Origin of the sequence: Nocardioides bruguierae (assembly GCF_023554635.1) — a bacterium.
Taxonomy (GTDB): Bacteria; Actinomycetota; Actinomycetes; order Propionibacteriales; family Nocardioidaceae; genus Nocardioides; species Nocardioides bruguierae.
Genome location: NZ_JAMJPH010000025.1, coordinates 109,143 through 131,365, shown reverse-complemented (window position 1 = coordinate 131,365; position 22,223 = coordinate 109,143). Strand labels below are relative to the sequence as shown.

At 74.4% G+C, this 22,223-nt stretch carries 21 protein-coding genes and 3 tRNA genes; 10 read left to right on the top strand and 14 right to left on the bottom strand.

Features of this window, described 5'->3' with window-relative positions; all coding sequences use genetic code 11:
* Positions 1-54: 54 nt before the first annotated feature.
* Both M8316_RS14365 and M8316_RS14360 read right to left on the bottom strand, forming a co-directional pair.
* Positions 55-543 (bottom strand): methylated-DNA--[protein]-cysteine S-methyltransferase, encoded by a 489-nt coding sequence (locus M8316_RS14365; RefSeq protein WP_250055630.1) that lies wholly within the window; start codon positions 541-543, stop codon positions 55-57.
* Complete coding sequence (locus tag M8316_RS14360; RefSeq protein ID WP_250055629.1) at positions 540-2,096, bottom strand: AlkA N-terminal domain-containing protein; 1,557 nt, start codon at positions 2,094-2,096, stop codon at positions 540-542. Before M8316_RS14360 ends, M8316_RS14365 begins: the two co-directional genes overlap by 4 nt.
* Positions 2,097-2,341: 245 nt before the next feature.
* Here M8316_RS14360 and M8316_RS14355 point away from each other — a divergent pair, with 245 nt between their 5' ends.
* The gene (locus M8316_RS14355) at positions 2,342-3,604 is read left to right on the top strand and encodes an LCP family protein (protein ID WP_250055628.1); all 1,263 of its coding nucleotides are present in this window, start codon (positions 2,342-2,344) and stop codon (positions 3,602-3,604) included.
* Between the two features lie 24 nt (positions 3,605-3,628).
* Here M8316_RS14355 and M8316_RS14350 read toward each other — a convergent pair whose 3' ends face one another.
* Together M8316_RS14350 and M8316_RS14345 are read right to left on the bottom strand one after the other, a co-directional pair.
* Positions 3,629-4,342 (bottom strand): hypothetical protein, encoded by a 714-nt coding sequence (locus M8316_RS14350; protein WP_250055626.1) that lies wholly within the window; start codon positions 4,340-4,342, stop codon positions 3,629-3,631.
* Positions 4,339-4,929, bottom strand: coding sequence for a hypothetical protein (locus M8316_RS14345; RefSeq protein WP_250055624.1), 591 nt, complete (start codon positions 4,927-4,929; stop codon positions 4,339-4,341). Before M8316_RS14345 ends, M8316_RS14350 begins: the two co-directional genes overlap by 4 nt.
* A gap of 151 nt (positions 4,930-5,080) precedes the next feature.
* Between M8316_RS14345 and M8316_RS14340 the strand changes: the two genes are divergently transcribed.
* The 3 genes from M8316_RS14340 (at position 5,081) to M8316_RS14330 (ending at position 8,522) form a co-directional block, all read left to right on the top strand.
* Positions 5,081-6,199 (top strand): FUSC family protein, encoded by a 1,119-nt coding sequence (locus M8316_RS14340; protein WP_250055622.1) that lies wholly within the window; start codon positions 5,081-5,083, stop codon positions 6,197-6,199.
* Between the two features lie 121 nt (positions 6,200-6,320).
* Positions 6,321-7,286, top strand: a complete 966-nt coding sequence (locus M8316_RS14335; RefSeq protein WP_250055620.1) for a YhjD/YihY/BrkB family envelope integrity protein — start codon at positions 6,321-6,323, stop codon at positions 7,284-7,286.
* Positions 7,287-7,391: 105 nt separating this feature from the next.
* Entirely contained in the window at positions 7,392-8,522 is a 1,131-nt protein-coding gene (locus M8316_RS14330) for an AI-2E family transporter (RefSeq protein WP_250055618.1), read from the top strand.
* A gap of 62 nt (positions 8,523-8,584) precedes the next feature.
* Here M8316_RS14330 and M8316_RS14325 read toward each other — a convergent pair.
* From M8316_RS14325 to M8316_RS14300, 6 genes are all read right to left on the bottom strand, one after another.
* A tRNA-Glu gene (locus tag M8316_RS14325) sits at positions 8,585-8,657 on the bottom strand.
* Between the two features lie 76 nt (positions 8,658-8,733).
* Positions 8,734-8,806: transfer RNA gene (locus M8316_RS14320), tRNA-Glu, on the bottom strand.
* Positions 8,807-8,919: 113 nt separating this feature from the next.
* Positions 8,920-8,994: transfer RNA gene (locus M8316_RS14315), tRNA-Gln, on the bottom strand.
* Positions 8,995-9,047: 53 nt separating this feature from the next.
* Complete coding sequence (locus M8316_RS14310) at positions 9,048-10,040, bottom strand: CPBP family intramembrane glutamic endopeptidase (protein WP_250055616.1); 993 nt, start codon at positions 10,038-10,040, stop codon at positions 9,048-9,050.
* 2 nt (positions 10,041-10,042) lie between these two features.
* Complete coding sequence (gene gltX / locus M8316_RS14305) at positions 10,043-11,506, bottom strand: glutamate--tRNA ligase (RefSeq protein WP_250055726.1); 1,464 nt, start codon at positions 11,504-11,506, stop codon at positions 10,043-10,045.
* A 41-nt stretch (positions 11,507-11,547) separates the two neighbouring features.
* Complete coding sequence (locus tag M8316_RS14300) at positions 11,548-12,357, bottom strand: fumarylacetoacetate hydrolase family protein (protein ID WP_250055614.1); 810 nt, start codon at positions 12,355-12,357, stop codon at positions 11,548-11,550.
* Between the two features lie 255 nt (positions 12,358-12,612).
* On the opposite strand from M8316_RS14300, the gene M8316_RS14295 reads away from it, so the two are divergent.
* Positions 12,613-13,512 (top strand): 3-methyladenine DNA glycosylase, encoded by a 900-nt coding sequence (locus M8316_RS14295; RefSeq protein ID WP_250055612.1) that lies wholly within the window; start codon positions 12,613-12,615, stop codon positions 13,510-13,512.
* On the top strand, positions 13,509-14,126 hold the full coding sequence (locus tag M8316_RS14290; protein WP_250055610.1) for a nucleoside/nucleotide kinase family protein: 618 nt from the start codon (positions 13,509-13,511) through the stop codon (positions 14,124-14,126). Before M8316_RS14295 ends, M8316_RS14290 begins: the two co-directional genes overlap by 4 nt.
* 16 nt (positions 14,127-14,142) lie before the next feature.
* Here the strand turns inward: M8316_RS14290 and M8316_RS14285 are convergent, their stop codons facing one another.
* The 3 genes from M8316_RS14285 to M8316_RS14275 form a co-directional block, all read right to left on the bottom strand.
* Complete coding sequence (locus M8316_RS14285; RefSeq protein ID WP_250055608.1) at positions 14,143-14,331, bottom strand: DUF6767 domain-containing protein; 189 nt, start codon at positions 14,329-14,331, stop codon at positions 14,143-14,145.
* A gap of 249 nt (positions 14,332-14,580) precedes the next feature.
* Positions 14,581-14,763 (bottom strand): DUF6767 domain-containing protein, encoded by a 183-nt coding sequence (locus tag M8316_RS14280; RefSeq protein WP_250055606.1) that lies wholly within the window; start codon positions 14,761-14,763, stop codon positions 14,581-14,583.
* 98 nt (positions 14,764-14,861) lie between these two features.
* On the bottom strand, positions 14,862-15,503 hold the full coding sequence (locus tag M8316_RS14275; RefSeq protein ID WP_250055604.1) for a DUF4232 domain-containing protein: 642 nt from the start codon (positions 15,501-15,503) through the stop codon (positions 14,862-14,864).
* A gap of 101 nt (positions 15,504-15,604) precedes the next feature.
* Between M8316_RS14275 and M8316_RS14270 the strand changes: the two genes are divergently transcribed.
* The 4 genes from M8316_RS14270 to M8316_RS14255 all read left to right on the top strand — a co-directional run bounded on the left by M8316_RS14270 (position 15,605) and on the right by M8316_RS14255 (position 21,585).
* A complete protein-coding gene (locus M8316_RS14270) occupies positions 15,605-16,228 on the top strand; it encodes a pentapeptide repeat-containing protein (RefSeq protein WP_250055602.1) in 624 nt (207 codons plus the stop codon).
* A gap of 73 nt (positions 16,229-16,301) precedes the next feature.
* Positions 16,302-17,858: a pyridoxal phosphate-dependent decarboxylase family protein gene (locus M8316_RS14265; RefSeq protein ID WP_250055600.1), complete on the top strand. Its 1,557-nt coding sequence runs from the start codon at positions 16,302-16,304 to the stop codon at positions 17,856-17,858.
* Complete coding sequence (locus tag M8316_RS14260; protein ID WP_250055598.1) at positions 17,855-19,165, top strand: lysine N(6)-hydroxylase/L-ornithine N(5)-oxygenase family protein; 1,311 nt, start codon at positions 17,855-17,857, stop codon at positions 19,163-19,165. The genes M8316_RS14265 and M8316_RS14260 overlap by 4 nt, the downstream gene beginning before the upstream one ends.
* The gene (locus M8316_RS14255) at positions 19,162-21,585 is read left to right on the top strand and encodes a GNAT family N-acetyltransferase (protein ID WP_250055596.1); all 2,424 of its coding nucleotides are present in this window, start codon (positions 19,162-19,164) and stop codon (positions 21,583-21,585) included. The genes M8316_RS14260 and M8316_RS14255 overlap by 4 nt, the downstream gene beginning before the upstream one ends.
* On the opposite strand, the gene M8316_RS14250 is transcribed toward M8316_RS14255, so the two are convergent.
* Entirely contained in the window at positions 21,572-22,165 is a 594-nt protein-coding gene (locus tag M8316_RS14250) for a TetR/AcrR family transcriptional regulator C-terminal domain-containing protein (RefSeq protein ID WP_250055594.1), read from the bottom strand. The two genes, M8316_RS14255 and M8316_RS14250, sit on opposite strands and share 14 nt — an antisense overlap.
* Positions 22,166-22,223 lie beyond the last annotated feature (58 nt).

Below are 22,223 nucleotides of genomic sequence, written 5' to 3'. Positions count from 1 at the left end.
CGAATGTGGTGGGTCGTACCCGTTCGCGAGCCTGCGATGGCGGGGGCAGCCAGGTCAGAACAGCGCGTCGGCGTCGTCCCGCTCGAGGTCGAGGAGCACCTGCTTGCGCTCCAGGCCGCCCGCGTACCCGGTGAGGGTGCCGTTGGCGCCGATCACCCGGTGGCAGGGGACGACGACCGGGATGGGGTTGCGGCCGTTGGCCAGCCCGACGGCGCGGGAGGCCCCGGGCTTGAGGCCCAGCCGGACCGCCACGTCCCCGTAGGTGGACGTCGAGCCCCACGGGATGCGGGCGAGCTCCGCCCACACGCGCTGCTGGAACTCCGTGCCGGCGGGGGCCAGCGGCAGGTCGAAGTCGCGGCGCTCGCCGGCGAAGTACTCCCCCAGCTGCCGCGCGGCCCGCGCCAGCACGGGCGAGGCGTCGTCGCGCTCCCCCGCCGCCTCGTCGGGGTCGGGGAACGGCGAGAAGTCGATCGCCTCCAGCCCGGCGTCGCCGCCGCGCAACCGCAGCGGGCCGACGGGGCTCTCGATCACGGTCCAGGTCATCGTGCTGCCTCCTGCGAGGTCGGGGTGGGTGGCATGAGGGTCTGCCACAGGTGCATGAGGGCGTAGGAGCGCCACGGCGACCAGCCGGCCGACCGGGCGACCACCTCGGCCGGGTCGTGGCCCAGCCGCGTGGCGGCAGTCCGCACCCCCACGTCGGTGGGCAGGAACACGTCGGGGTCCGCCAGGGCACGCATGGCCACGTAGTCGGCGGTCCAGGGGCCGATCCCGGTCAGGGCCAGCAGTCGCTCCCGGACGTCGGCGCGCCCAGCGCCCCGCTCCAGGTCGACCTCACCCGCGGCCAGCGCCGCGGCGAGACCCACCAGGGCCCGGCCGCGGGCGCGGGGCATCGGGAGCGTCTCGGGATCCACCGCGGCCAGCGCGTCGGCGCCGGGGAACAGGTGGGTGAGGCCGGGCAGGCCGGTCTCCACGCGCGCACCGTGCTCGGCCACGACCCGCCCGAGCACGGTGCGAGCGCCGCTCACGCTGATCTGCTGCCCCACCACGGTGCGCAGGGCGGTCTCCGCCCCGTCGACCTGGCCGGGCACCCGCAGACCGGGGTGCTCGCCGACCAGGGGGGCCAGCACCGGGTCGGCCGCCAGGTGGGCGACCACGGCCCCGGGGTCCGCGTCCGCGTCGACCAGGCGTCGGGCGCGCTCGAGCGCCGCCCCGGTGTCGCGCAGGTCCGCGAGGCGCAGCTCCAGGTGCAGCTGCGCGGTGCCCGGGGCCGCGGACGCGAGGGTCGTGTCCGCGAGGTCGAGACGCAGGGTGCCGGCGCCGTGGGGCAGGTCGAGGGTGCGGGCGTACCAGCCGTCCTCGGCGGTTTCGACGCCCGGCACGAGGTGGTAGGCGAGGAAGTCCAGCAGCGCGGGGGCGTCGAACGGCGTGCGCACGGCCAGACGGAGGCGGAGCACGCCCTCGTCACCGTGCGACGCCTCGTCCGCGGGCCCGCGGACGCCGCCCCGAGAGCCGGCACGAGGGTGGACGCGACGGGCCCGCAGGTGGCTGGGCGTGGCGTCGTAGACGGCCCGGACGGTCTCGTTGAACTGGCGCACGCTGCTGAAGCCGGCGGCGAAGGCCACGTCGGCCAGGCCGAGGTCGGTGGTCTCCAGCAGCACGCGTGCGTTCTGCGCCCGACGGGCACGGGCGAGGGCGAGGGGGCCGGCACCGTGCTGCTCGACGAGCAGCCGACCGAGGTGACGGGGCGTGTAGCCGAGCCGGTCCGCCAGTCCCTGCACGCCGTCGCGGTCCACGACGCCGTCGGCGATCAGACGGACGGCCCGGTCGGCGGTGCCGGCGCGGACGTCCCACTCGGGGCTGCCGGGCGTGGCGTCGGGCAGGCACCGCTTGCAGGCGCGGAAGCCGGCCTCCTGGGCGGAGGCGGCACTGGGGTGGAAGCGGACGCGCTCACGCGCCGGCGTCCGGGCCGGGCACGAGGGCCGACAGTAGATGCCGGTCGAGAGGACGGCGGTGATGAAGAGCCCGTCGAAGCGACGGTCGCGGGCGGCGATCGCCGCGTAGCGCGCGTCGTCGTCGAGGTCCGCGGTCTGTGTCATGGCTCCATCATGCCCGCGCCCGCCGACAGCGTCTGGCGGGAATCGGACACGGCCGTGGGTACCCCGTCGACCTCCGAGGCGGGGCGCTGCGGGGCCGGTCGGTGACCGCCGCCGGGCCGCCAACGTGCTGCTCCTCACCCGATCGGGCAAAGAGACTGTTTCGCCGCTGTGAATCCACTGCGAGACACCCGTCTGGGTGTCCGGTATGCGCCCAGGCGCAACATTCTTTTGCCACCATCGTCGTCATGCCCGACCAGGACGCTCCCTCCGACGCCGCCGACAGCCCCGACGGCGACGCGGGCACCCCCACCCGCAGGTCCGGCCGCCGGCCCCACCGCCATTCCTCGCGCGGACGTCGGCGCCGCTGGTGGCGCCACCCCGTGCTGGTCGCGCTCGTCGCGACCCAGATGGTGCTGGCCGTCGCCACCGCGACCGGGGTGACCGTGGCCTACCGGCACCTCAACGACAACCTCCAGGTCACCGATGTCGAGGCCCAGCTCAGCGACCGCCCCACGAAGTCCGAGCCCACCGAGACCGCCAGCGAGGAGGCCGAGGAGCCGACCGAGGCGCTCAACATCCTGGTGATGGGCTCCGACACGCGCAGCTGCGACGGGTGCGCGATCGACGGCGAGGCCGGCGGCGGCGGGTCGGACACGACGATCCTGCTGCACGTCTCGGCCGACCGCTCCAGCGCTTACGGCGTCTCCCTGCCGCGCGACGCCCTCGTCACCCGGCCCGACTGCACCGCCTCAGACGGCAGCACCATCCCCGGTGGGGAGCTGCAGATGTTCAACACCGCGTTCGCCCTCGGCGGCGCAGCGTGCACCATCCAGACCGTCGAGCAGCTGACCGGTGTCTACATCGACCACTACGTCGTGGTCGACTTCGCCGGCTTCGAGGACATGGTCGACGCCGTGGGCGGCGTGGAGGTGTGCATCCCCAAGGACGTCGACGACTCGGCGCACAACATCTACTTCTCGGCCGGAACCCAGGTGCTCACGGGCAAGGACGCGCTCAACTACGTGCGCGAGCGCTACGTGCTCTCGGCCAACTCCGACATCGGTCGGATGAAGCGGCAGCAGGCCTTCATCGCCTCGATGATCAACCAGGTCGTCTCGGCCGGGACGCTGACCAACCCCACCAAGGTCTACAAGTTCCTCGACGCCGCCACGTCCTCGCTCACCCTGGACAGCGGCCTCGGCAGCATCGCCAAGCTCGCGACGCTGGCGCTGCAGTTCTCCGACACCGGCCTGGACAAGATCCGCTTCGTGACCGTGCCGTTCGAGGAGTACGCCCCGGACCCGAACCGCCTGGTGTGGTCGTCCTCGGCGAAGAAGCTCTGGAAGCGCATCCGCAACGACCAGCCGCTGCCGGGCAGCCTGCGCCAGGGCTCCATCAGTGCCGACGACCCGGTCGGCACGACGAAGTCGCCCAGCAGCAGCGCCTCGCAGAGCACCGAGGAGCAGGAGGCCGCGACGACGGCCGCGCAGAACGGTCTCTGCGCCTGAGCCGCGGCGTCCTGCCCTCCTCGCTCACGGCACATCGCCTCGCACCGCGAGGCTGAGGGCGGCGCCGCCGTTCACGCCGATCGCGACGGCGGCGCCGAGATCGCCTCCGACGGTGATGACCCCCTCGAGGGCCGCGAGCGCCGCCATCAGCCCGGACAGCACGGCGCGGGCCTCGCCGAGGCCGGCGATGGCGGCCCGCCCGAGCGAGACCAGCCGAGGCGCGGCCGCGACGAGCCGCACGCTGCCCACCGGCCCCATGGCCAGGGAGGTGAGCCCGACGGTCACGGCCTCGTCGGCCAGGTCCGCGGCCAGGACGCAGAGGTCGTGGACGGCCTGCAGGAGGGCGCGCAGGCAGGCGGCGACCTGTCGGATCGCGAGGGCGCGTGCGTCGAGGTCCGCGGCGGCCGCACGCAGGGCGCTCGCCGCCGCGAGGGGCGTCAGCCCCTGCCACACCGACCCGAGCCGGTCGGCCAGCGCCCGGTGGTCCTCGGCGAGCACCTCGAGCGCGCGCGCCGCCGCGTCCCAGGCCTGGGCCATCTCGTCGATCTCGTCGTAGCCACCGGTGAGCTCGTCCAGCACCATCGCCACGGGGTCGAAACCCACGGCCTCGGCCAGGAGCCAGCTGGCCGGAAGGAGCGGCAGGAGGCGGGAGCGCACGTCGGCGACGAGGGCGGTCGACGCCTGGCTGGTCGGCTGCGGCAGCAGCGCCTCGACTCGCTGGGAGGCGGCGGTCGTCATTCCTCGACCTCCCCCTGCAGTGCCTGCACCCCTCGCCCGAAGGAGTCGAGGGTCGAGGTCAGGTCCACCCACGCGGCGGCCGAGGAGACCGGGGTGGCGTAGCCGCCGGTCGCGGCCAGGGGCTTCCACCGGTCGGTGAAGCGTGCGGCCTGCGAGGCGGTGGCCGCCGTCCGCAGCGACCCCGTGGCCAGGGCCGAGCTGACCACGTGCGGCAGCGAGGAGCTGTACTCGGCCGGGTCCCCGGTGGCCGTCTCGAGCGCCGCCAGGACCGACGAGGTGGCGTCGTCCGCGTCGGTGAGCAGGCGGGAGGCCTCGCGCAGGTCACGGGCCCGTGCGGCGGCCTGGGAGACCGCCCCGGCGAGCCCGGCGGTGGCACGGCCCAGGGCCGCCTCGTAGGGCGCCCGCACCCCCGCCGTGAGGCCGCCGAAGGCCTCCAGGTGGCTGCAGCGGGCGACGACGTAGGACAGGACGAGGGCCAGGGCGTCGCCCTGGTCCTCCAGCGCTGCGCTCACGGCGCTCGCCCCCGGCAGGTCGAGGCTGGTCACTGCCCCGCTCGAGGTGGGCAGGGTCGGGTCTGCGGCGAGCATGGCGGGTCCTCCGGTGTCGGTCGAGTGCGGGACACCAGGAGCGTGCCCGCGGCCCGGGCCACGAACCCCGCGGCCCCGCGACCTGTGGACAACCGGCTCGTCCCGTCGTGGCCCCCGTCGCGGGACGGCGCCGGTACTAGCCTCCGCCGACGTGGCCGCCGCGCGCCCTCACCGACCCAGCACCTGGTCCTGGCTGAGTGGCGCCCTCACGCCGACCGGCCGGCCGCCCCAGGTCGCGCTCGTGGTGCTGCTGCTCGTGGGGCTGGTCGTCGGGCTGGTCGTCGGGCTGGGGACGGGCCTGCTCGTAGGCCGACCCGCAGGCGCCGCCGCGTCCGCGCTCCTGCCCGCGCTGGTGGCCGGCCTCGTCTCCGCGACCGGTACCGCCGGCGCTCCACGGATCGCGGCACGGGTCGCGACGTGGGCGGCGGTCGTCGCCGTCAGCGTCGTCGGCACCGCGATCCTGGTCAGCGGGCGCCCCTGGGCCGCGGCGCTCGCCATGGCCGCGGTCGCCGTCCTCACCTCGGCCGCGGTCGGGGCCGGGCCGATCGGCGGCGTCCTCGGCGTGCTGAGCACCCTCGCCTACGTGCTGGGGCTGGTGCTGGCGACCTCGGCCGACGCCCGGACGCAGGACTCTCCTGCGGCCCTCCTGCTCCAGCTGGGTCTCGCCGCCGCGCTGGGCTGGGTCGTCGCGTGCGGCGGTGCGTGGTGGCTGCATCGGCGGCAACCGTCCTCGTCCCCCTCGGCGCCGGGCGTCGTGCCCTCCCCGTGGGCAGCGATCGCCGGGTCGGTCCGTTCCTGGGACCAGCACTCCCGGGACGGGGTGCGGCGGGCGGTCCCGCTGGCCGGCTGCGTCCTGTGGTACCAGCTCAGCGAGACCCGCGACGCGCTGTGGGTGCTGATCACCGCCCTGGCGATCCTGCTGCCGTCCGGCAAGAGCACGGTGGAGGCCGCCGTCGTGCGGGTCAGCGCCACGTTCCTCGGGGTCCTGCTCGTGCCCCTCACGGCGCAGCACCTCCCCACCGCGGTCGTCCTGGTGCTGGCAGTGGTGTGCCTGCTGGTGGGGCTGGCCTACCAGCCCGTGCTGCCCGTCCTCGCCGGCGCGGTGTCGGCGCTCGGGGTCGTCCTGCTCGTCGGCGCGCCCACGGGCGCCGCGGAGGAGCTGGCGCTGCGACGGCTCGTCGACACGCTCGTCGGTGCCGGGCTGGCGCTCGTGGCCACCTACCTGCTGTGGCCGCGGGATCGTCCCGACGACGCCGCGGCCCCAGCCTGAGGGTCGACGTCGCGTGGCCGGGCGATCTGCGCAGCCGCCCTCGCAGGCGCCCGCGGGCCACTACAGTGCTGAGCACGCGGCTCCGGCCGAGCCGGCCGACCACCTGTCACGAGGGGCAGCGATGACGGCGACAGACCCCGACGCGGTGCGTGCCGTGCTCGCGGGCTTCGGCATGACCGAGGCCCAGCTGGCCCGCCTCGACCGGCTGCCGCCTCGCTACTCGGCCCGGCTCATCTGGCTGATGGACCACTGGCCCGGGCGCGTCGGGCTCCGCGTCGTCGCCGGTCTGCGACGCATCCAGGTCTTCGACCGAGCGATGACCATCGCGGCCCAGCTGTTCACGTCGGTCTTCCCGGTCCTGATCATGGGGGCGGCGCTCCTCGGCAGCCAGCGGGTCTCGTCCGCCGTCTCCGGCTGGGGCGACCTGTCCGCGGAGACCCAGGTCGTCCTCGACGAGGTGGCCGGGGCCAGCGACAGCGCGACCTTCGGGCTGCTGGGCGTCCTCGTCGTGCTGATCTCGGCCACGAGCCTGTCCCGCGCGATGATCCGCGCCTACGACGCCGTCTGGATGCACGGGCGCAGCCACACCCGGCTCGACCAGGCCTGGCGCTGGTTCGTGGCGGTGCTCGGCCTGGCCCTGACGCTGGCAGCGACGCAGAAGCTGATCTCGGTCCTCGAGCCGCTCCCGCCCCGCGACTGGTGGGCGACCCTGCTGGTGGGCTGCGTCAACATGGCGGTGGCGACCCTCGTCCCGTGGTTCCTCCTCGCGGGTCGTCTCCGCCTGCGCTGGCTCGCGCCGGGAGCGGCCCTGTTCGCCCTCGGCATGCTCCTGGCGCATCCGGTCGCCAGCCGCTACCTGTCGGTGTCGATCGAGCTCAGCGCCACCAGGTTCGGGTCGATCGGCGTGGCGTTCACGTACCTCACCTACCTCTACGCCGTCTCGTGGTGGCTCCTGGTCACCGCCGTCGTGGGCCAGGTGGTCGCGACGGACGAGGGCTCGATCGGCCGGCTCGTCCGTGGTCGACCGCGAGCCGACGGGCCCGAGGCGCCGGCGCCGACCCTGGAGTGGGACGCCGATGCCTCCTGACATCGGCGCCCGCGGGCGCGGCGGCACGACGCGGGCGACGACGCGCCCGCACGACGACGAGAGGTTCCCGATGAGCCGAGGAGAGGCCCCCGTGGGAGAGTCCCGATGAGCGGGGGCACCAGCGGTGGTGGCGGGCCCGCGCCCGCGCCCGAGTGGCTGGTGCGCTGGGGCCTGCGAGGATGGCTCGCCCTCGGGGCGCTCGGTCTCGTCGCCGTCCTCATGAGCATCTCGGCCACCCTCTCCGGGGTCGTCGTCCCGCTCGCCGTCGCGATCCTGCTCGGGGCGCTCCTGGTGCCGGTCGTGGACGCCCTGGAACGGGTCCGGGTGCCACGCGCGTGGGGTGCGGTGCTGGTGCTGGTCGCCCTGGTCGGGGTCGTCGCCTGGTCGCTGTGGTTGACGATCACGGGCGTCGCCGAGAAGGGCCCGGAGATCGCCGACGCGCTGACCTCGGGCACCGCCGTGGCCCAAGACTGGGTCGGGAGCCTCGGCGGCGGCGACGGAACCTCCCCGGCGGAGCTGGACGAAGCCACCCGCCAGCTCCTCGGCGGGCTCGCGGGACTCGTCCCGGGGCTGGTCGGGAGCGTGTTCTCCAGCGCGGCGGCCTTCGTCATCGGCCTCGTGGTCGGCGGCTTCTTCTTCTACTACGTGCTCGTCGACTGGTCCGCGCTCGTCGCGTGGGCGGGGCGCCTGGTGTCCTCGCAGCGGGTCCCGGGCGCCGTCGTGATCGAGGAGGCCGTCGGCGCCGTCCGGGCCTACTTCGGCGGCGTGACGCTCTCGGCCCTGGTCACGGTGGTGCTGATCGGTGGCACCGCGCTCGTGCTCGGGGTCGACCTGTGGATCACCATCGCCGTGGTCACCTTCGTCACCTCCTACGTCCCCTACCTCGGGGCGATCGTGTCAGGGGCGTTCGCCACCGTGGTCGCGCTGGGCACCGAAGGTCCGACCGCCGCGATCGTCATGCTGGTGGTGATCCTGGTCGTGCAGAACGTCGTCCAGACGGTCGTGATGACGAAACTGACCAGCGAGGCCCTGCACATCCACCCGATCGTCAACCTCGCCTCGACCCTGGTCGGCGGCGCCCTGGCGGGCATCCTGGGGGCGACGCTGAGCGCTCCCGCGGTGGCCACGGCCCTGCGCATCCGTGCCCTGCTGGACAGCGCCGGCGCCGACAGCCAGGACGGCGGCGGGCAGGACGACGGGGACCCGACCGACGGTTTCCCGCCACCCTCGCAGTAGCAACCGGCACCGGCACGGCGAAGCGCCCCGGTCCGAGGGACACGGGGCGCTTCGAGGTGCTGTACCCCCGACCGGATTCGAACCGGCGCTACCGCCTTGAGAGGGCGACGTGCTAGGCCGCTACACAACGGGGGCAATGCGGTGCCCGACCGGAGCCGGGCATGAGAAGACCCCCGGCCCTGGGACCAGGGGTCTTCTCATCTTTCTCGCGTACCCCCGACCGGATTCGAACCGGCGCTACCGCCTTGAGAGGGCGGCGTGCTAGGCCGCTACACAACGGGGGCGTGCTGGTGAGAGAGCCTCACGGCCTCTCGCAACCTGCGGAACTCTAGCCTCGGGCTGGTGCTCCGACCAAATCTCCGTGACCCCCGTGGGAGCCTCGTCGACCTGTGGTCGCTGGCTGGGATACAAGGACTCGAACCTTGACTAACTGAACCAGAATCAGTCGTGCTGCCAATTACACCATATCCCAATGGCTACCCGGCCGGCCCCGCCTGAGCGGTGCCGCCGAACCGAGACGAGACGTTACACGCGCGTTCCCTGACCCGCCAAAACGGGCCCCGCGGTCGTCGTCGCGACTGGTCGGCGACGCAGCGACAGCTCCACGAGACCGAGGAAGACGAGGCTCTGGGTGAGGGTCACGGGCAGGTTCGACCAGCTGCTCGCCGTGGGGTTCAGGGTGCTCGTCATGTCGCTGAACAGCAGGGCAACGCCGTAGGCGAGGAGGTTGTTCAGCACGTGCATGGCGATGCCGGCCTCGAGCCCGCCGGTGCGCAGCACGAGCACCCCGGCGACCAGGCCGAAGGCGAACCGGTCGACGAACACGGGAGCGTCCTGGGCGCCGTGCGCGAGCGCGAACAGCACCGCCGGCACCACCACGGCCACGGCCTTGCTCAGCGGCGCCCAGGTCGGCACCATCCGTCCGAAGGCCTGGGTGAGGTACCCGCGGAAGACGAACTCCTCCCCCGCCGCCTGGAGCGGCGTGAGGAGCAGGACGACGAGCAGGAACGCGGTCGTCTGCGAGGTCCAGTCGTTGAGGTTGCCGGAGATCTCCTGCCCCGTCCCCGTGGCGGGCACGAGCGCGCTGACGACCACGGTGACCACGAGCGTGATCGCCGCGAGCCCGAGGCAACGCAGCAGCCAGCCCCAGCGCATCCGGGCGGCCACGCTGACCACCCACCCGGGACGCTGCTTGTGCACGAGCAGGACGACGGCCAGCACGGCGATCACCGCGTAGGCCCAGCCCGCGTCGACCAGCGCCAGGTAGGCGGGGGTCACCGGGTCACCGGACAGCGTCTCGACCACGTCGTCGGCCGACCAGCCGGCCAGCACCAGCGGCACCTGCACGCTCACCAGGGCGGCGTACTGCCCGAGCAGCACGAGGACGAGCAGCAGCAGGACGCCTGCGAGCGCCCAGGCCCGCGAGGGCCGCCCGAGCAGCAGCAGCTGGTGGTAGCCCAGCGGCTGCTGCTCCGGGGCCGACGCGGACGCCGACGACGGGGCCGAGGAGATCGGCAAGGTCAGGCGGTCCGCGACGCGGCGGCGGCCAGGCGACCCAGGCCGCGCTCGCGGCCCAGCAGCTCCAGGGACTCGAACAGCGGCGGGGAGACGCGACGGCCGGTGACGGCCACGCGCACGGGCCCGAAGGCGACGCGCGGCTTGAGGCCCATCTCGTCGACCAGGGCGGTCTGCAGCGCCGTCTGGATGGCGTCGGTGGACCAGGAGCCGAGCGGCTCGAGGGCGGCGTGGGCGGCCTTGACGACCTCCAGGCCCTGCTCGTTCAGCAGCTTGGCCGCGTCCGCCTCGTCCAGCGTGAAGTCCTCCTCGGAGACGAAGAGGAACGCCAGCATCTCCGGCACCTCGGCGAGCTTGTTGACCCGCTCGGCGACCAGCGGCATCGCCTGGTCGAGCAGCTGTCGGTCGGCCTCGGAGGAGGCGTCGAGCACGCCGGCCGAGGTCAGGAACGGCAGCGAGCGCTCGGTGATCTCCTCGACCGAGAGCATCCGCATGTGCGAGGCGTTGATGGCGTCGCACTTCTTGATGTCGAAGCGGGCCGGGTTGGGGTTGACGTCCTTGAGGTCGAACGCCTCGACCATCTCGTCGAGGGTGAAGACGTCGCGGTCCGCCGCGATCGCCCAGCCGAGCAGCGAGAGGTAGTTGAGCAGGCCCTCGGGCAGGTAGCCCTGGTCGCGGTAGGCCAGCGCGTGCGCCTGCGGGTCGCGCTTGGAGAGCTTCTTGTTGCCCTCGCCCATCACGTAGGGCAGGTGGCCGTACTCGGGGGTGAACTCGGCGACCTCGATGGCCTCGAGCGCCTCGAACAGCGCGATCTGGCGCGGGGTGGACGAGAGCAGGTCCTCGCCGCGCAGCACGTGGCTGATCCGCATCGTGGCGTCGTCCACCGGAGCCGTGAGCGTGTAGAGCGGGTCGCCGTTGGCGCGGGCCAGGGCGAAGTCCGGCACGTGCTCGGTCTCGAAGGTGACGTCGCCGCGCACGAGGTCGGTCCAGGTGATGGAGCCCTCGGGCATGCGGAAGCGCACCACGCTGGCGCGGCCCTCGGCCTCGAAGGCGGCGCGCTGCTCGGCCGAGAGGTCGCGGCAGAAGCCGTCGTAGCCCAGGGTCTTGGAGCCGGACGCCTTGCGGCGCGCGTCCACCTCCTCGTTCTTGCAGAAGCAGTCGTAGGTGTAGCTGGACGCCGCCAGCTTGGCGAGCACCTCGGCGTAGAGGTCCGTGCGCTCGGACTGCTTGTAGGGGCCGTACTCACCGCCGGCCTCGACGCCCTCGGTCCAGGTCAGACCGAGCCAGTGCATCAGCTCGAGGATCGCGCGGAAGGACTCCTCGGTGGAGCGCTCCTTGTCGGTGTCCTCGATGCGGAAGACGAAGGTCGCGTCCTGGCCCTGGCGCTTGGCGTGCTCGGCGAACGCCCAGTTGAACAGGGCGGTGCGGACGAGGCCGACGTGCGGGGAGCCCGTCGGCGACGGGGCCATCCGGACGCGGACGGGACGGGTGGTGGTGCTCAACGCTTCGGTCACCTTGCCTTGACGGTGTTCGTGAGGGAGCCGAGACCGTCCACGACGATCTCGAGCTCGTCGCCGACCTCCAGGGGGCCGACGCCGGCGGGGGTGCCGGTGAGGATGACGTCGCCGGGCAGCAGCGTCATCGTGGACGAGACGTGCTCGACCAGGGTGGGGATGTCGAAGACCATGTCGGCGGTGGTGCCGTCCTGGACGACGTCCCCGTTGCGGTAGGTCTGGATGCGCACGCCGTCGGCGAAGGCCTGCGGGTCGAGGTCGGTCTCGATCCACGGGCCGAGCGGGCAGAACGTGTCGAAGCCCTTGGCCCGGGAGAAGTGGCCGACGGCCTTCTGCAGGTCGCGAGCGGTCACGTCGTTGGCGATGGTGTAGCCGTGGATCACGTCGGTGGCCTGGGCAGCCGGGACGTCGCGGCAGATCCGCCCGATGACGACGGCGACCTCCGCCTCGTAGTGCACGTTCTCGCTGGCAGAGGGGTAGGCGATCGCGTCGTTCGGCCCGATCACCGAGGTGTTGGGCTTGAGGAACCACAGCGGCTCGGTCGGCACCTCGTTGCCCAGCTCGGCGGCGTGGTCGCGGTAGTTGCGGGCGACGCCGACGACCTTGGAGCGCGGCAGGACCGGCGCGAGCAGGCGCACCTCGCTGAGCTTGTGCTCCGTCTCCAGCGGCCGGACGCCGACGTAGAGCGGGTCGCCGGCGAGCGCCACGATGGTGGCGTCCTCGTCCAGCTGGCCGTACTCGTCGAGGTCGCCGGTGATGACGCCGTACTGGGGCTCCTCGCCCGTCGTGAATCTCGCGATGCGCACGCTGCGAGCCTATCGGCGCGGCGCGGGCTGGCCGAGTCGGCAGCCCGGGGCAGCGGGACAGGGGTGAGCGCGCCCACCCGGGCGTCACGGGCCTCAGCACCGTCGGCCGACCGGAACAACGGGGGCGGACGCGGACCCGCCGCCGCGTCCGCGCAGGTCAACGGGGTCCATCCGCGGCGGCGCCGTCGTTGTTCCGGTCCGCCGACGCCGTCCTCGCTTCGGCGGCCGACGCCCGCGCGACCTACCGTGGTGGCCGTGACCGTGACGACGCAGGAGACCGAGGTCCTCGACCTCGCCACCTGGGGTGCCCGCGCGGCCGCGCACGAGGAGCGACTGGCGCCCTTCCTCGACGCCCACCTCGCCCGCCGCAAGGCGGGCGAGAAACACCCGGTGCGCGACTTCCTGTTCGGCTACTACTCCTACCGGCCGGCGCAGCTGCGTCGCTGGCACCCTGGCTTCGGCGTGCGGCTCGAGGACGACGGCACGTTCGCGGGCCTGCCCGGCTACGAGGCGGCGGACGACGGCAGCGTCACCGTCTCGCGGAACCTGCTGGAGGAGAAGCGGGTGCTGCTGACCACGCTGCGCCGCCTGCTCGCCGCCACCGCGGCGCGCCCCGCCCACCACGGCTGCTTCGGGCTGCACGAGTGGGCGATGGTCTACCGCCTCGAGCAGGACGGCGTGCGCCACGCGTCCTGGCCCCTGCGCCTGGGCGGCGAGGGCACCGACGCCGTCGTGGAGTCGCACCGGATCGCCTGCACCCACTTCGACGCCTACCGGTTCTTCACCGAGCCGGCCCGGCCGCTCAACACCCTCTCCCCCGCCTCGCACGACCGCGCGGACTTCGAGCAACCGGGCTGCCTGCACGCCGGGATGGACCTCTACAAGCACGCCTTCCGGCTCTCCCCCCTGGTGCCCGCCGACCTGGTGGCCGACTGCTTCGAGCTGGCCGTCGACATCCGCACCCTCGACATGCAGGCCTCGCCCTACGACCTGGCCGGCCTGGACGACGACGCCTACCCGCCCGTGCGGATCGAGACCGCCGAGGGCAAGCGCGCCTACGCCGCAGCCCAGGCCGCTTTCACCGAGCGCGCCGCCCCCCTGCGGTCGGCGCTGCTGGCCGAGTGCGAGCGCCTGCTCGCCGCGCTCGAGCCGTGAGCGTTCCCGCGGAGGTCCGCGCGGTCGCCGAGGTCGTCGCTGCGACCCCGCGTCCGGGCCGACCTGTCCTGGTGGCCGTCGACGGCGTGGACGGGGCGGGCAAGACGACCTGGTCGGGGCACCTGCGCGACGCCTTCCGCACGGCCGGGCGGTGGGCCACCGTCGTCCACCTCGACGACTTCCTGCACCCGCGCGCGGTCCGCTACCGGCTGGGCCGCGACTCCCCCGTCGGGTTCGTGGCCGACACCTACGACCTGGCGGCGTTCCGGCGCTGCGTGCTGGACCCGCTCGCCGCACCGGGCAGCAGCACGATCGTGCCCGCCGCCTTCGACCACCGTCGCGACGTCGCTCTCGAGGCCGAGCCGCTGCCGGTGCCGGACGACGGCGTGGTGGTCGTCGAGGGGATGTTCTGCCACCGCGCGGAGCTGAGGGGCGCCTGGGACGTCTCGGTCCTGCTGGACGTCCCCTTCGAGGTCAGCGTGGCCCGCCTGGCCGGCCGCGACGGCACGCCGGCCGACCCCGAGCACCCGGCGCTGCGCCGCTACGTCGAGGGCCAGCGGCGCTACCTGGCTGCGGTGCGGCCGGCCGAACGGGCCACGTTCGTGGTGCGCTGAGGCCTGGTCTGGCACCTCACCCGCACTGCCGTGCCCGCAGCTCCTCGGCCAGCTCCTGGGCCAGCTCGGGGTCGTGGCGCACCAACCAGGCCACGGGGCAGTCGTCGGGTCCGGTGGCGCCGGGCTGGCACAGCCGGCACGCCTCGTCCGGCCGGAGCGCGCAGCGCGCCTCGCCCACCTGGAGCAGGACCTCCTGTGCGGCCATCGTGATCATCTCCTCCGGGTTCCCTCCCATCGTCGGTGCGGCCGAGGCGCACGCGGAGGGGCGGAGGTCCCGACGACCGTGTGACCATCCGGACACGTCCGTCCGTTGAGCGGATACGTCCAGGAGCTCGGGAACCGCGGCGCAGGACCGCGGGGCGCGCGCAACCGTTCAGGCGCAGGGGGTCGGTTGCTCGCGCACCTTCCCGAGACCCGAGAGGCCGGGCGGGGCGCGCAGGTGGTCACGAGGGGTTCAGGCGACCCGGCCGGTCGATCGTCGGTGCTCGGCGGTGATCTCGGCGAGCTGGGCGGAGAGCTCCGGGTCGGAGCGGACGAGCCAGACGAGGGCGCAGTCCTGCGGGCCGGTGGCCCCGGGGTGGCAGAGGGTGCAGGCGTCGCCCGGGCGGACCGGGCAGCGTGCCTCGGGTCGAGTCATGACGCCTCCTCCCCGGGTCCGCGAGCTGCACGGGCCCTCCTGGCCCCTATCCTCCCGCGGGGTCCGACCGGTCCCCAGGGTCGGAGGTCCCGGGCCGGTCAGGCCCGGTGGTAGGGGCCGACCTCCAGCAGGTGGACCGTGTCGTCCGCACACCCGGTCGTGGCGTGCGCGGCGTAGAGCGAGGCGGTCTCGTCGGGCGGGTAGACCCGGACGCCGTCGACCTCCGTCGGGTCGCAGCGCGCGTCGCCGTACGCGCCGGCGTCGGTCTCGGTGAGCGCCTGCACGGCCCGCTCCCCCGTCACCAGGACGAGGCGGGGCGCCGTGCCGCCGGTGCGGTCCGCGGCAGCGCCCACCTGCGTCCCGTCGCCCCCGCCGACGTAGGAGACGCCGCCGTAGCCCTGCAGCACGCAGGGGGCCTCGGAGGTGTTGGTGAGCACGACGCGGGAGTGCACCGCGCCGGCCGTGCCGCCACCGGGGGCCACCCGGACCGCCAGCGTCAGGTCGTCGGCGGTGCACTCGGCCGGCCCGGACCCGGACGTCGCAGCGCCCGAGGACGATGCGGGCGACGACGCGGGCGACGACGGGGAGGAGGACGGGGAGGAGGACGGGGAGGCCGTCACGGTGGCGGTGACCGTCGACGGGCCGGCGGCGCTCGCCCCACCGTCGTCCTCCCCGGAGCAGGCGGTGAGCGCGAGCGCGAGGACGGCCAGCAGCAGTGCCGGGCGCAGGTGAGTGCTCATGTCAACGACGCTACGGCGCCAGTTGGCCGACCCAAGCCCTCCCCGGGTTCGCCCCGCACCGCGCCACCGCACCGTCGGCACCCGTGGCTAGCGTGAGGCGCATGAGCGAGCCGATGACCGCGACGGGGCGCGCCTTCTCCCGGGAGGACTGGTACGGCGACGACCTGGGGGCGGCGCGCTTCAGCGACTGCACCTTCGTCGACGTGGACCTCACCGAGACGACCACCGACGGGGCCGTGCTCGACCGGTGCCGCTTCGAGCGCTGCACCTTCAACGCGAGCCGGCACACCTCGACCGCGTTCACCGCCTGCGACTTCGTGGACTGCTCGTTCTTCGACGTCGAGCTCGACGGCTGCAAGCTGGTCGGCTCCGTGCTCGACGGCACGCGGCTGCGGCCGATCACGGTGCGGGGCGGGGTGTGGCGAGGCACCTCCCTGCGCGGGGCGGACCTGGACCGGGCCGACCTGAGCGGCGTCGACCTGCGCGAGGCCGACCTCTCTCTCGCGAAGCTCACCGGCGCCCTTCTCCGCGGCTGCCCGCTCGAGGGCGCCTCGGTGCGGGAGACCGACCTGGGCGGGGCCGACCTCACGGGGGCGACGCTGGCCGGCGTGGACCTGACCGCGGCCCGGCTGCGGCGCACCCGCCTGGACCTCGCGGGCGCCGTCCTGCTGGCGGAGCTGAACGGGGCCGTCGTCGTCAGCGAGGAGCTCGGCACCGACGAGTGAGCCCGCCGACTTGTCCTCCTCGCCGTCCGGAGATTAGGTAAGCCTTACCTACTTTCTCTCGGAAGGCTGATCGGTGTCCCTCACCCCTGCCCACACCCCCGCCCGCACCCAGGGCCCGCACGAGCCCCAGCACCAGGCCCAGCACGAGCACCCACCGCCACGGACGCAGCAGGAACGGACGCAGGAGCACCTGCGCCAGCTGCTCCACCCCGCGCACCGCCACGCCTACGCCGACTCCGCCCGGCTGGCCGTCGACCACCTGGTCGACGCGCTGGCCCGCGTCCGCGGCCCGGTGACCGGGCTCGACCCCGCACGGGCCGCGGCCCTGGTGGCCGAGGTCGACCTGGACGCGCCCCTGGGCTGCCCGCAGCAGGCGCTGGAGGAGCTCGACCGGATCTGGCTCGACGACACTGCCTGGTTCCACGAGACCGGCCTCGCCGCGCACCTGAACTGCCCGGTACTGGTGCCCGCCCTGGTCGCCGAGGTGCTGATCAGCGGGGTCAACCCCAGCCTCGACACCTTCGACCAGAGCGTGGGCGGCACGTTCATCGAGCAGCGCCTGGTCGCCTGGACCGCCGAGCGGATCGGGTTCGGGCCCGAGGCCGACGGCGTGTTCACCTCCGGCGGCACCCAGTCGAACCTCCAGGCCCTGCACCTCGCCCGCGACCACGCGCTCGGCCAGTCCGGCGCCCGGCTGCAGGACCTGCGGGTGCTCGTCTCGGCGGACGGCCACTACTCCGTGCAGCGCGCGGCACGCCTGCTCGGGCTGCCCGCCTCGGCGGTGGTGCCGGTCGCGGTGGACGAGCGGCGCCGGATGGACACCGCCGCCCTGACGTCCGCGCTGGAGGAGGTGACGCGCACGGGCGGCCGGCTCATGGCCGTCGTCGCCACCGCCGGCACCACCGACCACGGGGCGATCGACCCGCTGACGGAGGTCGCCGACCTGGCCCACCGGCACGGCGCCTGGGTGCACGTCGACGCTGCGTACGGCGGCGGGCTGCTCGTCTCCTCCCACCGGGCTCTGCTGGCCGGCATCGAGCACGCCGACTCGGTGACCGTCGACTTCCACAAGACGTGGTTCCAGCCGGTCTCGTGCAGCGCCGTCGTCGTGGCCGACCGGACCCACCTGCGACACGTCGCCGCGCGCGCCGACTACCTCAACCCCGCGGACGGCGGCGGGCTCGGGCGAGCCGCGCCCGACCAGGTCACCAAGAGCCTCCAGACCACGCGCCGCTTCGACGCCCTGAAGCTGTGGCTGACGCTGCGCGTCATGGGCGCGGACGGCGTCGGGGACCTCGTGGACGCGCTGGTCGACCTGGCCCGCCAGACCCATCGGCGCCTGCTCGCCGTCGACGACCTCCAGGTGCGCGCCGCCCCGGAGCTCAGCACGCTGCTGCTGCGACCGGTCGTGCCCGGCCTCGGCGCCGGCGAGGTCGACGCGCTGGTGCCCCACGTCCGGGCCGCGCTGTGGGAGCGAGGCGAGCACGTGGTCGCCGCGACCGTGGTCGACGGCCGCCGCTGGCTCAAGCTGACCCTGCTCAACCCCTTGGCCGGCGTCGACGAGGTGCTCGGGGTGACCCGCGCCGTCGCCGCTACCGCCCGGGCCCTGGCCGGGGAGCGGGCCGCGTGAGCGCGTGGACCGAGCCGGTGCACGACGTCGTCGGCATCGGCCTCGGCCCCTTCAACCTGGGGCTGGCCGCGCTGGCCGACCCGGTGCCGGACCTGGACGCCGTCTTCCTCGAGGCGCGCGACGAGGTGTCGTGGCACCCCGGGATGATGCTGCCGGAGTCGACCCTGCAGGTGCCGTTCCTCGCCGACCTGGTGACGATGGCCGACCCGACCTCGCGCTGGTCGTTCCTCTCCTTCCTCAAGGAGAGCGACCGGCTGTACCCGTTCTACGTGCGCGAGTCGTTCTACCCGCTGCGCAGCGAGTACGACGACTACCTGCGGTGGGTCGCGCACCGGCTCCCGTCCGTCCACCTCGGCCGGCGCGTGACCCACGTGCGACGCGAGGACGACGGCACCTACCGGGTCACCACCGCGCGCGGCGAGACCTGGCGCGGTCGCCGCCTCGTCCTCGGCACCGGCACCTCGCCCACCCTGCCCACCTGCGTGCGGGACGCCGGCGGCCCGGCCGTGCACACCGCGGGCTACCTGCCCGCCCGCGAGCGGCTCACCTCGTGCCGCACGGTGACGATCGTCGGCAGCGGCCAGAGCGCCGCCGAGGTCTACCAGGACCTCCTCGCGGCCTCCCCCGAGCACGACTACGACCTGGTGTGGCTGACCCGCAGCCCCCGCTTCTTCCCGATGGAGTACACCAAGCTCACCCTCGAGCTGACCTCGCCGGAGTACTCGGCCTACTTCCGCTCCCTGCCCGGCAGCACCCGCGCCCGGCTGCTGCGCGAGCAGCGCAGCCTCTACAAGGGGATCAGCGGCGACCTGGTCGACGCCATCTCCGACCTGCACTACCGGTTGCGGGTGCAGGGGCAGGGGCCGCGGACGACGTTGGTGACGAGCACGTCGCTCGTCGACGCCCGGTGGGACGGGACCTCCTACGACCTGCGCCTGCACCACGACGAGACCGACGAGGACTTCGGCCTGCGCACGGACGGGCTCGTGCTCGGCACCGGCTACGCCGCCCGCGTTCCGGCCTTCCTGGACGACCTGCGCCCGCACCTGCGGCTCGACCAGGCCGGCCGCTACCTGGCCGACGACACCTACGCCGTGGACGTGCACGGCGGCGAGGTCTACGTACAGAACGGCGAGGAGCACACCCACGGCTTCGTCGCGCCCGACCTCGGCATGGGCGCCCACCGCAGCGCCTGCATCGTCAACGCCCTCACCGGCCGCGAGGTCTACCCGGTGGAGAAACGCGTCGCCACCCAGACCTTCGGCATCCCCGACCACCTGCGCCGAGCCCACCCGGAGACCGCATGAGCACCCACGACCTGACCCAGCCCCCGACCCAGGCCCCGACCCAGCCCGGTGTCACCCTCGAGCCGCTGCCCGACGACCCGGGCACCACCGCCCTGCTGCACGCCTGGGTCACGCACCCGCGCTCCCGGTTCTGGCAGATGCAGGACGCCACCGCGGCCGACGTGGACCAGGAGTACCGGGACATCGCCGCCTCGGCGCACCACGACGCCTGGCTGGGCCGGGTCGACGGACGGCCCACGTTCCTGGCCGAGACCTACGACCCGTCACGCTCGCCGCTGGCCGACGTCGGCGCAGACCTGCGCGAGGGCGACCTGGGCATGCACCTCCTGGTGGCCCCTCCGGTGGGTCCCCCGCGCGCCGGGCTGACCCGGGCGGTGATGGCCGCCGTCCTGGAGCACTGCTTCGCCGACCCCCGGGTGGCCCGGGTCGTGGTCGAGCCGGACGTCGGGAACGAGGCCATCGCCCGGCTCAACGCCGAGGCCGGCTTCGTGGAGGTCGGCACGGTCCGGCTGCCCGACAAGACCGCGCGGCTGTCGTTCCTGGAGCGGGCCGACTGGGCCTGCGGGCGGGACCCCGCGCCGCACCTGCGCCCCGACGTCCTGGCGCGGGCCCAGCGACAGCTGGTGGCCAAGGCGATCGCGGAGCTCTGCCACGAGCGGCTGCTGGCACCGCGGCCGGCGACGCCGGTGAGGGCGGGCGGGGGAAGCGGCGGGGAGTCCGCCCCCGCGTGGACGCTGACCGCGCCGGACGGCACCGAGTACCGGTTCACCGCCCGCCGGCTGCCCCTGGAGCACTGGGACCTCGACCCGGCCTCGCTCACCCGCACCCGGGACGGCGTGTTCCTCCCGCTCGACGTGCAGGAGCTGGTCGCGGAGCACGCCGAGCCCCTGGGGCTGCGCGGCGAGCTGGTCGCGGTCTACCTGGAGGAGCTGGCCGCCACCCTGGCGTGGACCTGCTGGCAGCTGGACCGCCCGCGCATGGGCGTCGAGGACCTCCTGGGGGCCACGCACGCCGAGGTCGAGGCCGCGGTCACGGAGGGGCATCCCGGCTTCGTCGCCAACCGCGGCCGCATCGGTCTCGGCCTCGCAGCCCACGAGGCCTGGTCCCCCGACGCCGCCCGCCCCGTGCGGCTGCACTGGGTCGCGGCCCGCCGGGCCGCCTCCGGACTGTGGCTGGGCCGCGGCTGGTCGGCGCAGGACCTCCCCGTGCTCGGCCCCGGCCGCGAGCGCGACGTCCTGCACGCGCGGCTGCGCCGCCACGGGCTGGACCCGGCGGACTACCTGCTGCTGCCGGTGCACCCGTGGCAGTGGGACGCGAAGGTGGCGGTCACGTTCGCCCCCGACGTCGCCCGTCGGGACCTGGTGCCGCTCGGCGAGGGCCTGACGCGCTACCAGGCGATGCAGTCGATCCGCACCTTCACCGACCTCGACGACCCGCGGCGCGTGCAGGTGAAGACGGCCCTGGCGATCCAGAACATGGGCTTCACCCGCGGGCTGTCTCCCGCCTACATGGAGGCCACGCCCGCGGTCAGCGACTGGGTCGCCTCGGTGGTCGAGGGCGACCCCGAGCTCCACGGCCGCGGGTTCCAGGTGCTGCGCGAGGTGGCCGCGGCGGGCTACACCGGCGACGTCTTCCACCGCCACGCCCCCGGCGCCCCGCAGCGCAAGATGCTCGCCGCCCTGTGGCGCGAGAGCCCGGCCTCCGCCGCCCGCCCCGGGGAGCGGGTCGTCACGATGGCTGCGCTGCTGCACCGGGACGCGGCGGGCGACTCCTACGCCGCGGCACTGGTGCGCGCCTCCGGCCTGGAGCCGCGCGCCTGGGTCGCGCGCTACCTGGACGCCTACCTGCGACCCGTCGCCCACTGCCTGCTCGCGCACGACCTCGCGTTCATGCCGCACGGCGAGAACCTGCTGGTCGCCCTGGTGGACCACGCCCCCGTGCGCTGCGTGATGAAGGACCTCGGCGAGGAGGTGGCGCTGCTCTCCCCCGACCGGCCGCTGCCCGCCGGGGCAGCGCGGGCCCGGGCGCGCGTCGACCCGGACGAGCGGTGCCTCGCCGTCCTCACCGACGTCGTGGACGGCTTCCTGCGGCACCTGGCCGCCGTGCTCGACGGCGCCGGCGTGCTGCCCGTCGCCGACTTCTGGGACGAGGCGGCCGGCTGCCTCGAGCGGCACGCCGCGGACCACCCGGAGCTCGCGGACGCCGTCGCCGCCGTGGGCCTCCAGCGGCCGCGGTTCCCGCACTCCTGCCTGAACCGGCTCCAGCTGCGCGACGCCCGCCAGATGGTCGACATCGCCGACCAGGCCTCGTCGCTGCTCTACGCCGGGACGCTCGAGAACCCGCTGCACCGACCCGAGGGCGCCGCCGACGCCGCGGCGAGCGCGGCCGGGGAGGTGGGGAGGCTGCTCACCCGGCCGTGAGGGTCTGGCCGGTGCTCCGATCGGCACGGGCCCGCAGCCCGTCCAGGACGAGCCCGAGGCCGGCCGTGAACGCGGCGCCGGGGTCGCGGGTGCCCAGCGGCTCGTCCGGGATGGCACCGGCGGCCCCGGCCTGGAGGTGGGTCTGCTCCTCCCAGGTGTGCCCGAGGGTGAAGTGCCAGACGGTGCGCGCGGCGACGGGCACGAGGTCGTCGGGCAGCCCGGAGCCGGCCAGGGCCTCCTCCAGGTCGCGCAGGGGTGCCGTGCCGCCCAGGCCGAACCCCACCACGGTGCCCACCAGCTCGGCGCCGTCGGTCCAGGCCAGCAGCGCGTCCCGCAGGCCCACGGCCACCTCGCGGACGCGGTCGGGCCAGGCCTGCGCGGTGGCGGGCCGTCGTCCGCGTGCCAGGAGCTCGTCGGCGACCGCGGCCAGCAGCGTCTGCTTGTCCGCGACGTGGTGGTAGAGCGCGGACGGGCGGACGTCGAGCTCGGCGGCCAGCCGCCGCATGGTGAGGTCGGCCAGGCCGTGGGCGTCGAGGACGCGCAGGGCCGTGCTCACGACGTCGCTGCGGGCGTGCACCACGCGCGGGCCTCCTCCTCACCGTGCGGGTCCGCTTGCCGGACCGGCGGCCCCCACCCTA

Coding starts and splice junctions, on each gene's coding strand:
- M8316_RS14285 (WP_250055608.1), bottom strand. CDS start 14,331: ATGGCCGCACAGGAGGTCCTGCTCCAGGTGGGCGAGGCGCGCTGCGCG.
- M8316_RS14360 (WP_250055629.1), bottom strand. CDS start 2,096: ATGACACAGACCGCGGACCTCGACGACGACGCGCGCTACGCGGCGATC.
- M8316_RS14355 (WP_250055628.1), top strand. CDS start 2,342: ATGCCCGACCAGGACGCTCCCTCCGACGCCGCCGACAGCCCCGACGGC.
- M8316_RS14330 (WP_250055618.1), top strand. CDS start 7,392: ATGAGCGGGGGCACCAGCGGTGGTGGCGGGCCCGCGCCCGCGCCCGAG.
- M8316_RS14350 (WP_250055626.1), bottom strand. CDS start 4,342: ATGACGACCGCCGCCTCCCAGCGAGTCGAGGCGCTGCTGCCGCAGCCG.
- gltX (WP_250055726.1), bottom strand. CDS start 11,506: ATGGCCCCGTCGCCGACGGGCTCCCCGCACGTCGGCCTCGTCCGCACC.
- M8316_RS14365 (WP_250055630.1), bottom strand. CDS start 543: ATGACCTGGACCGTGATCGAGAGCCCCGTCGGCCCGCTGCGGTTGCGC.
- M8316_RS14335 (WP_250055620.1), top strand. CDS start 6,321: ATGACGGCGACAGACCCCGACGCGGTGCGTGCCGTGCTCGCGGGCTTC.
- M8316_RS14345 (WP_250055624.1), bottom strand. CDS start 4,929: ATGCTCGCCGCAGACCCGACCCTGCCCACCTCGAGCGGGGCAGTGACC.
- M8316_RS14280 (WP_250055606.1), bottom strand. CDS start 14,763: ATGACTCGACCCGAGGCACGCTGCCCGGTCCGCCCGGGCGACGCCTGC.
- M8316_RS14255 (WP_250055596.1), top strand. CDS start 19,162: ATGAGCACCCACGACCTGACCCAGCCCCCGACCCAGGCCCCGACCCAG.
- M8316_RS14270 (WP_250055602.1), top strand. CDS start 15,605: ATGAGCGAGCCGATGACCGCGACGGGGCGCGCCTTCTCCCGGGAGGAC.
- M8316_RS14275 (WP_250055604.1), bottom strand. CDS start 15,503: ATGAGCACTCACCTGCGCCCGGCACTGCTGCTGGCCGTCCTCGCGCTC.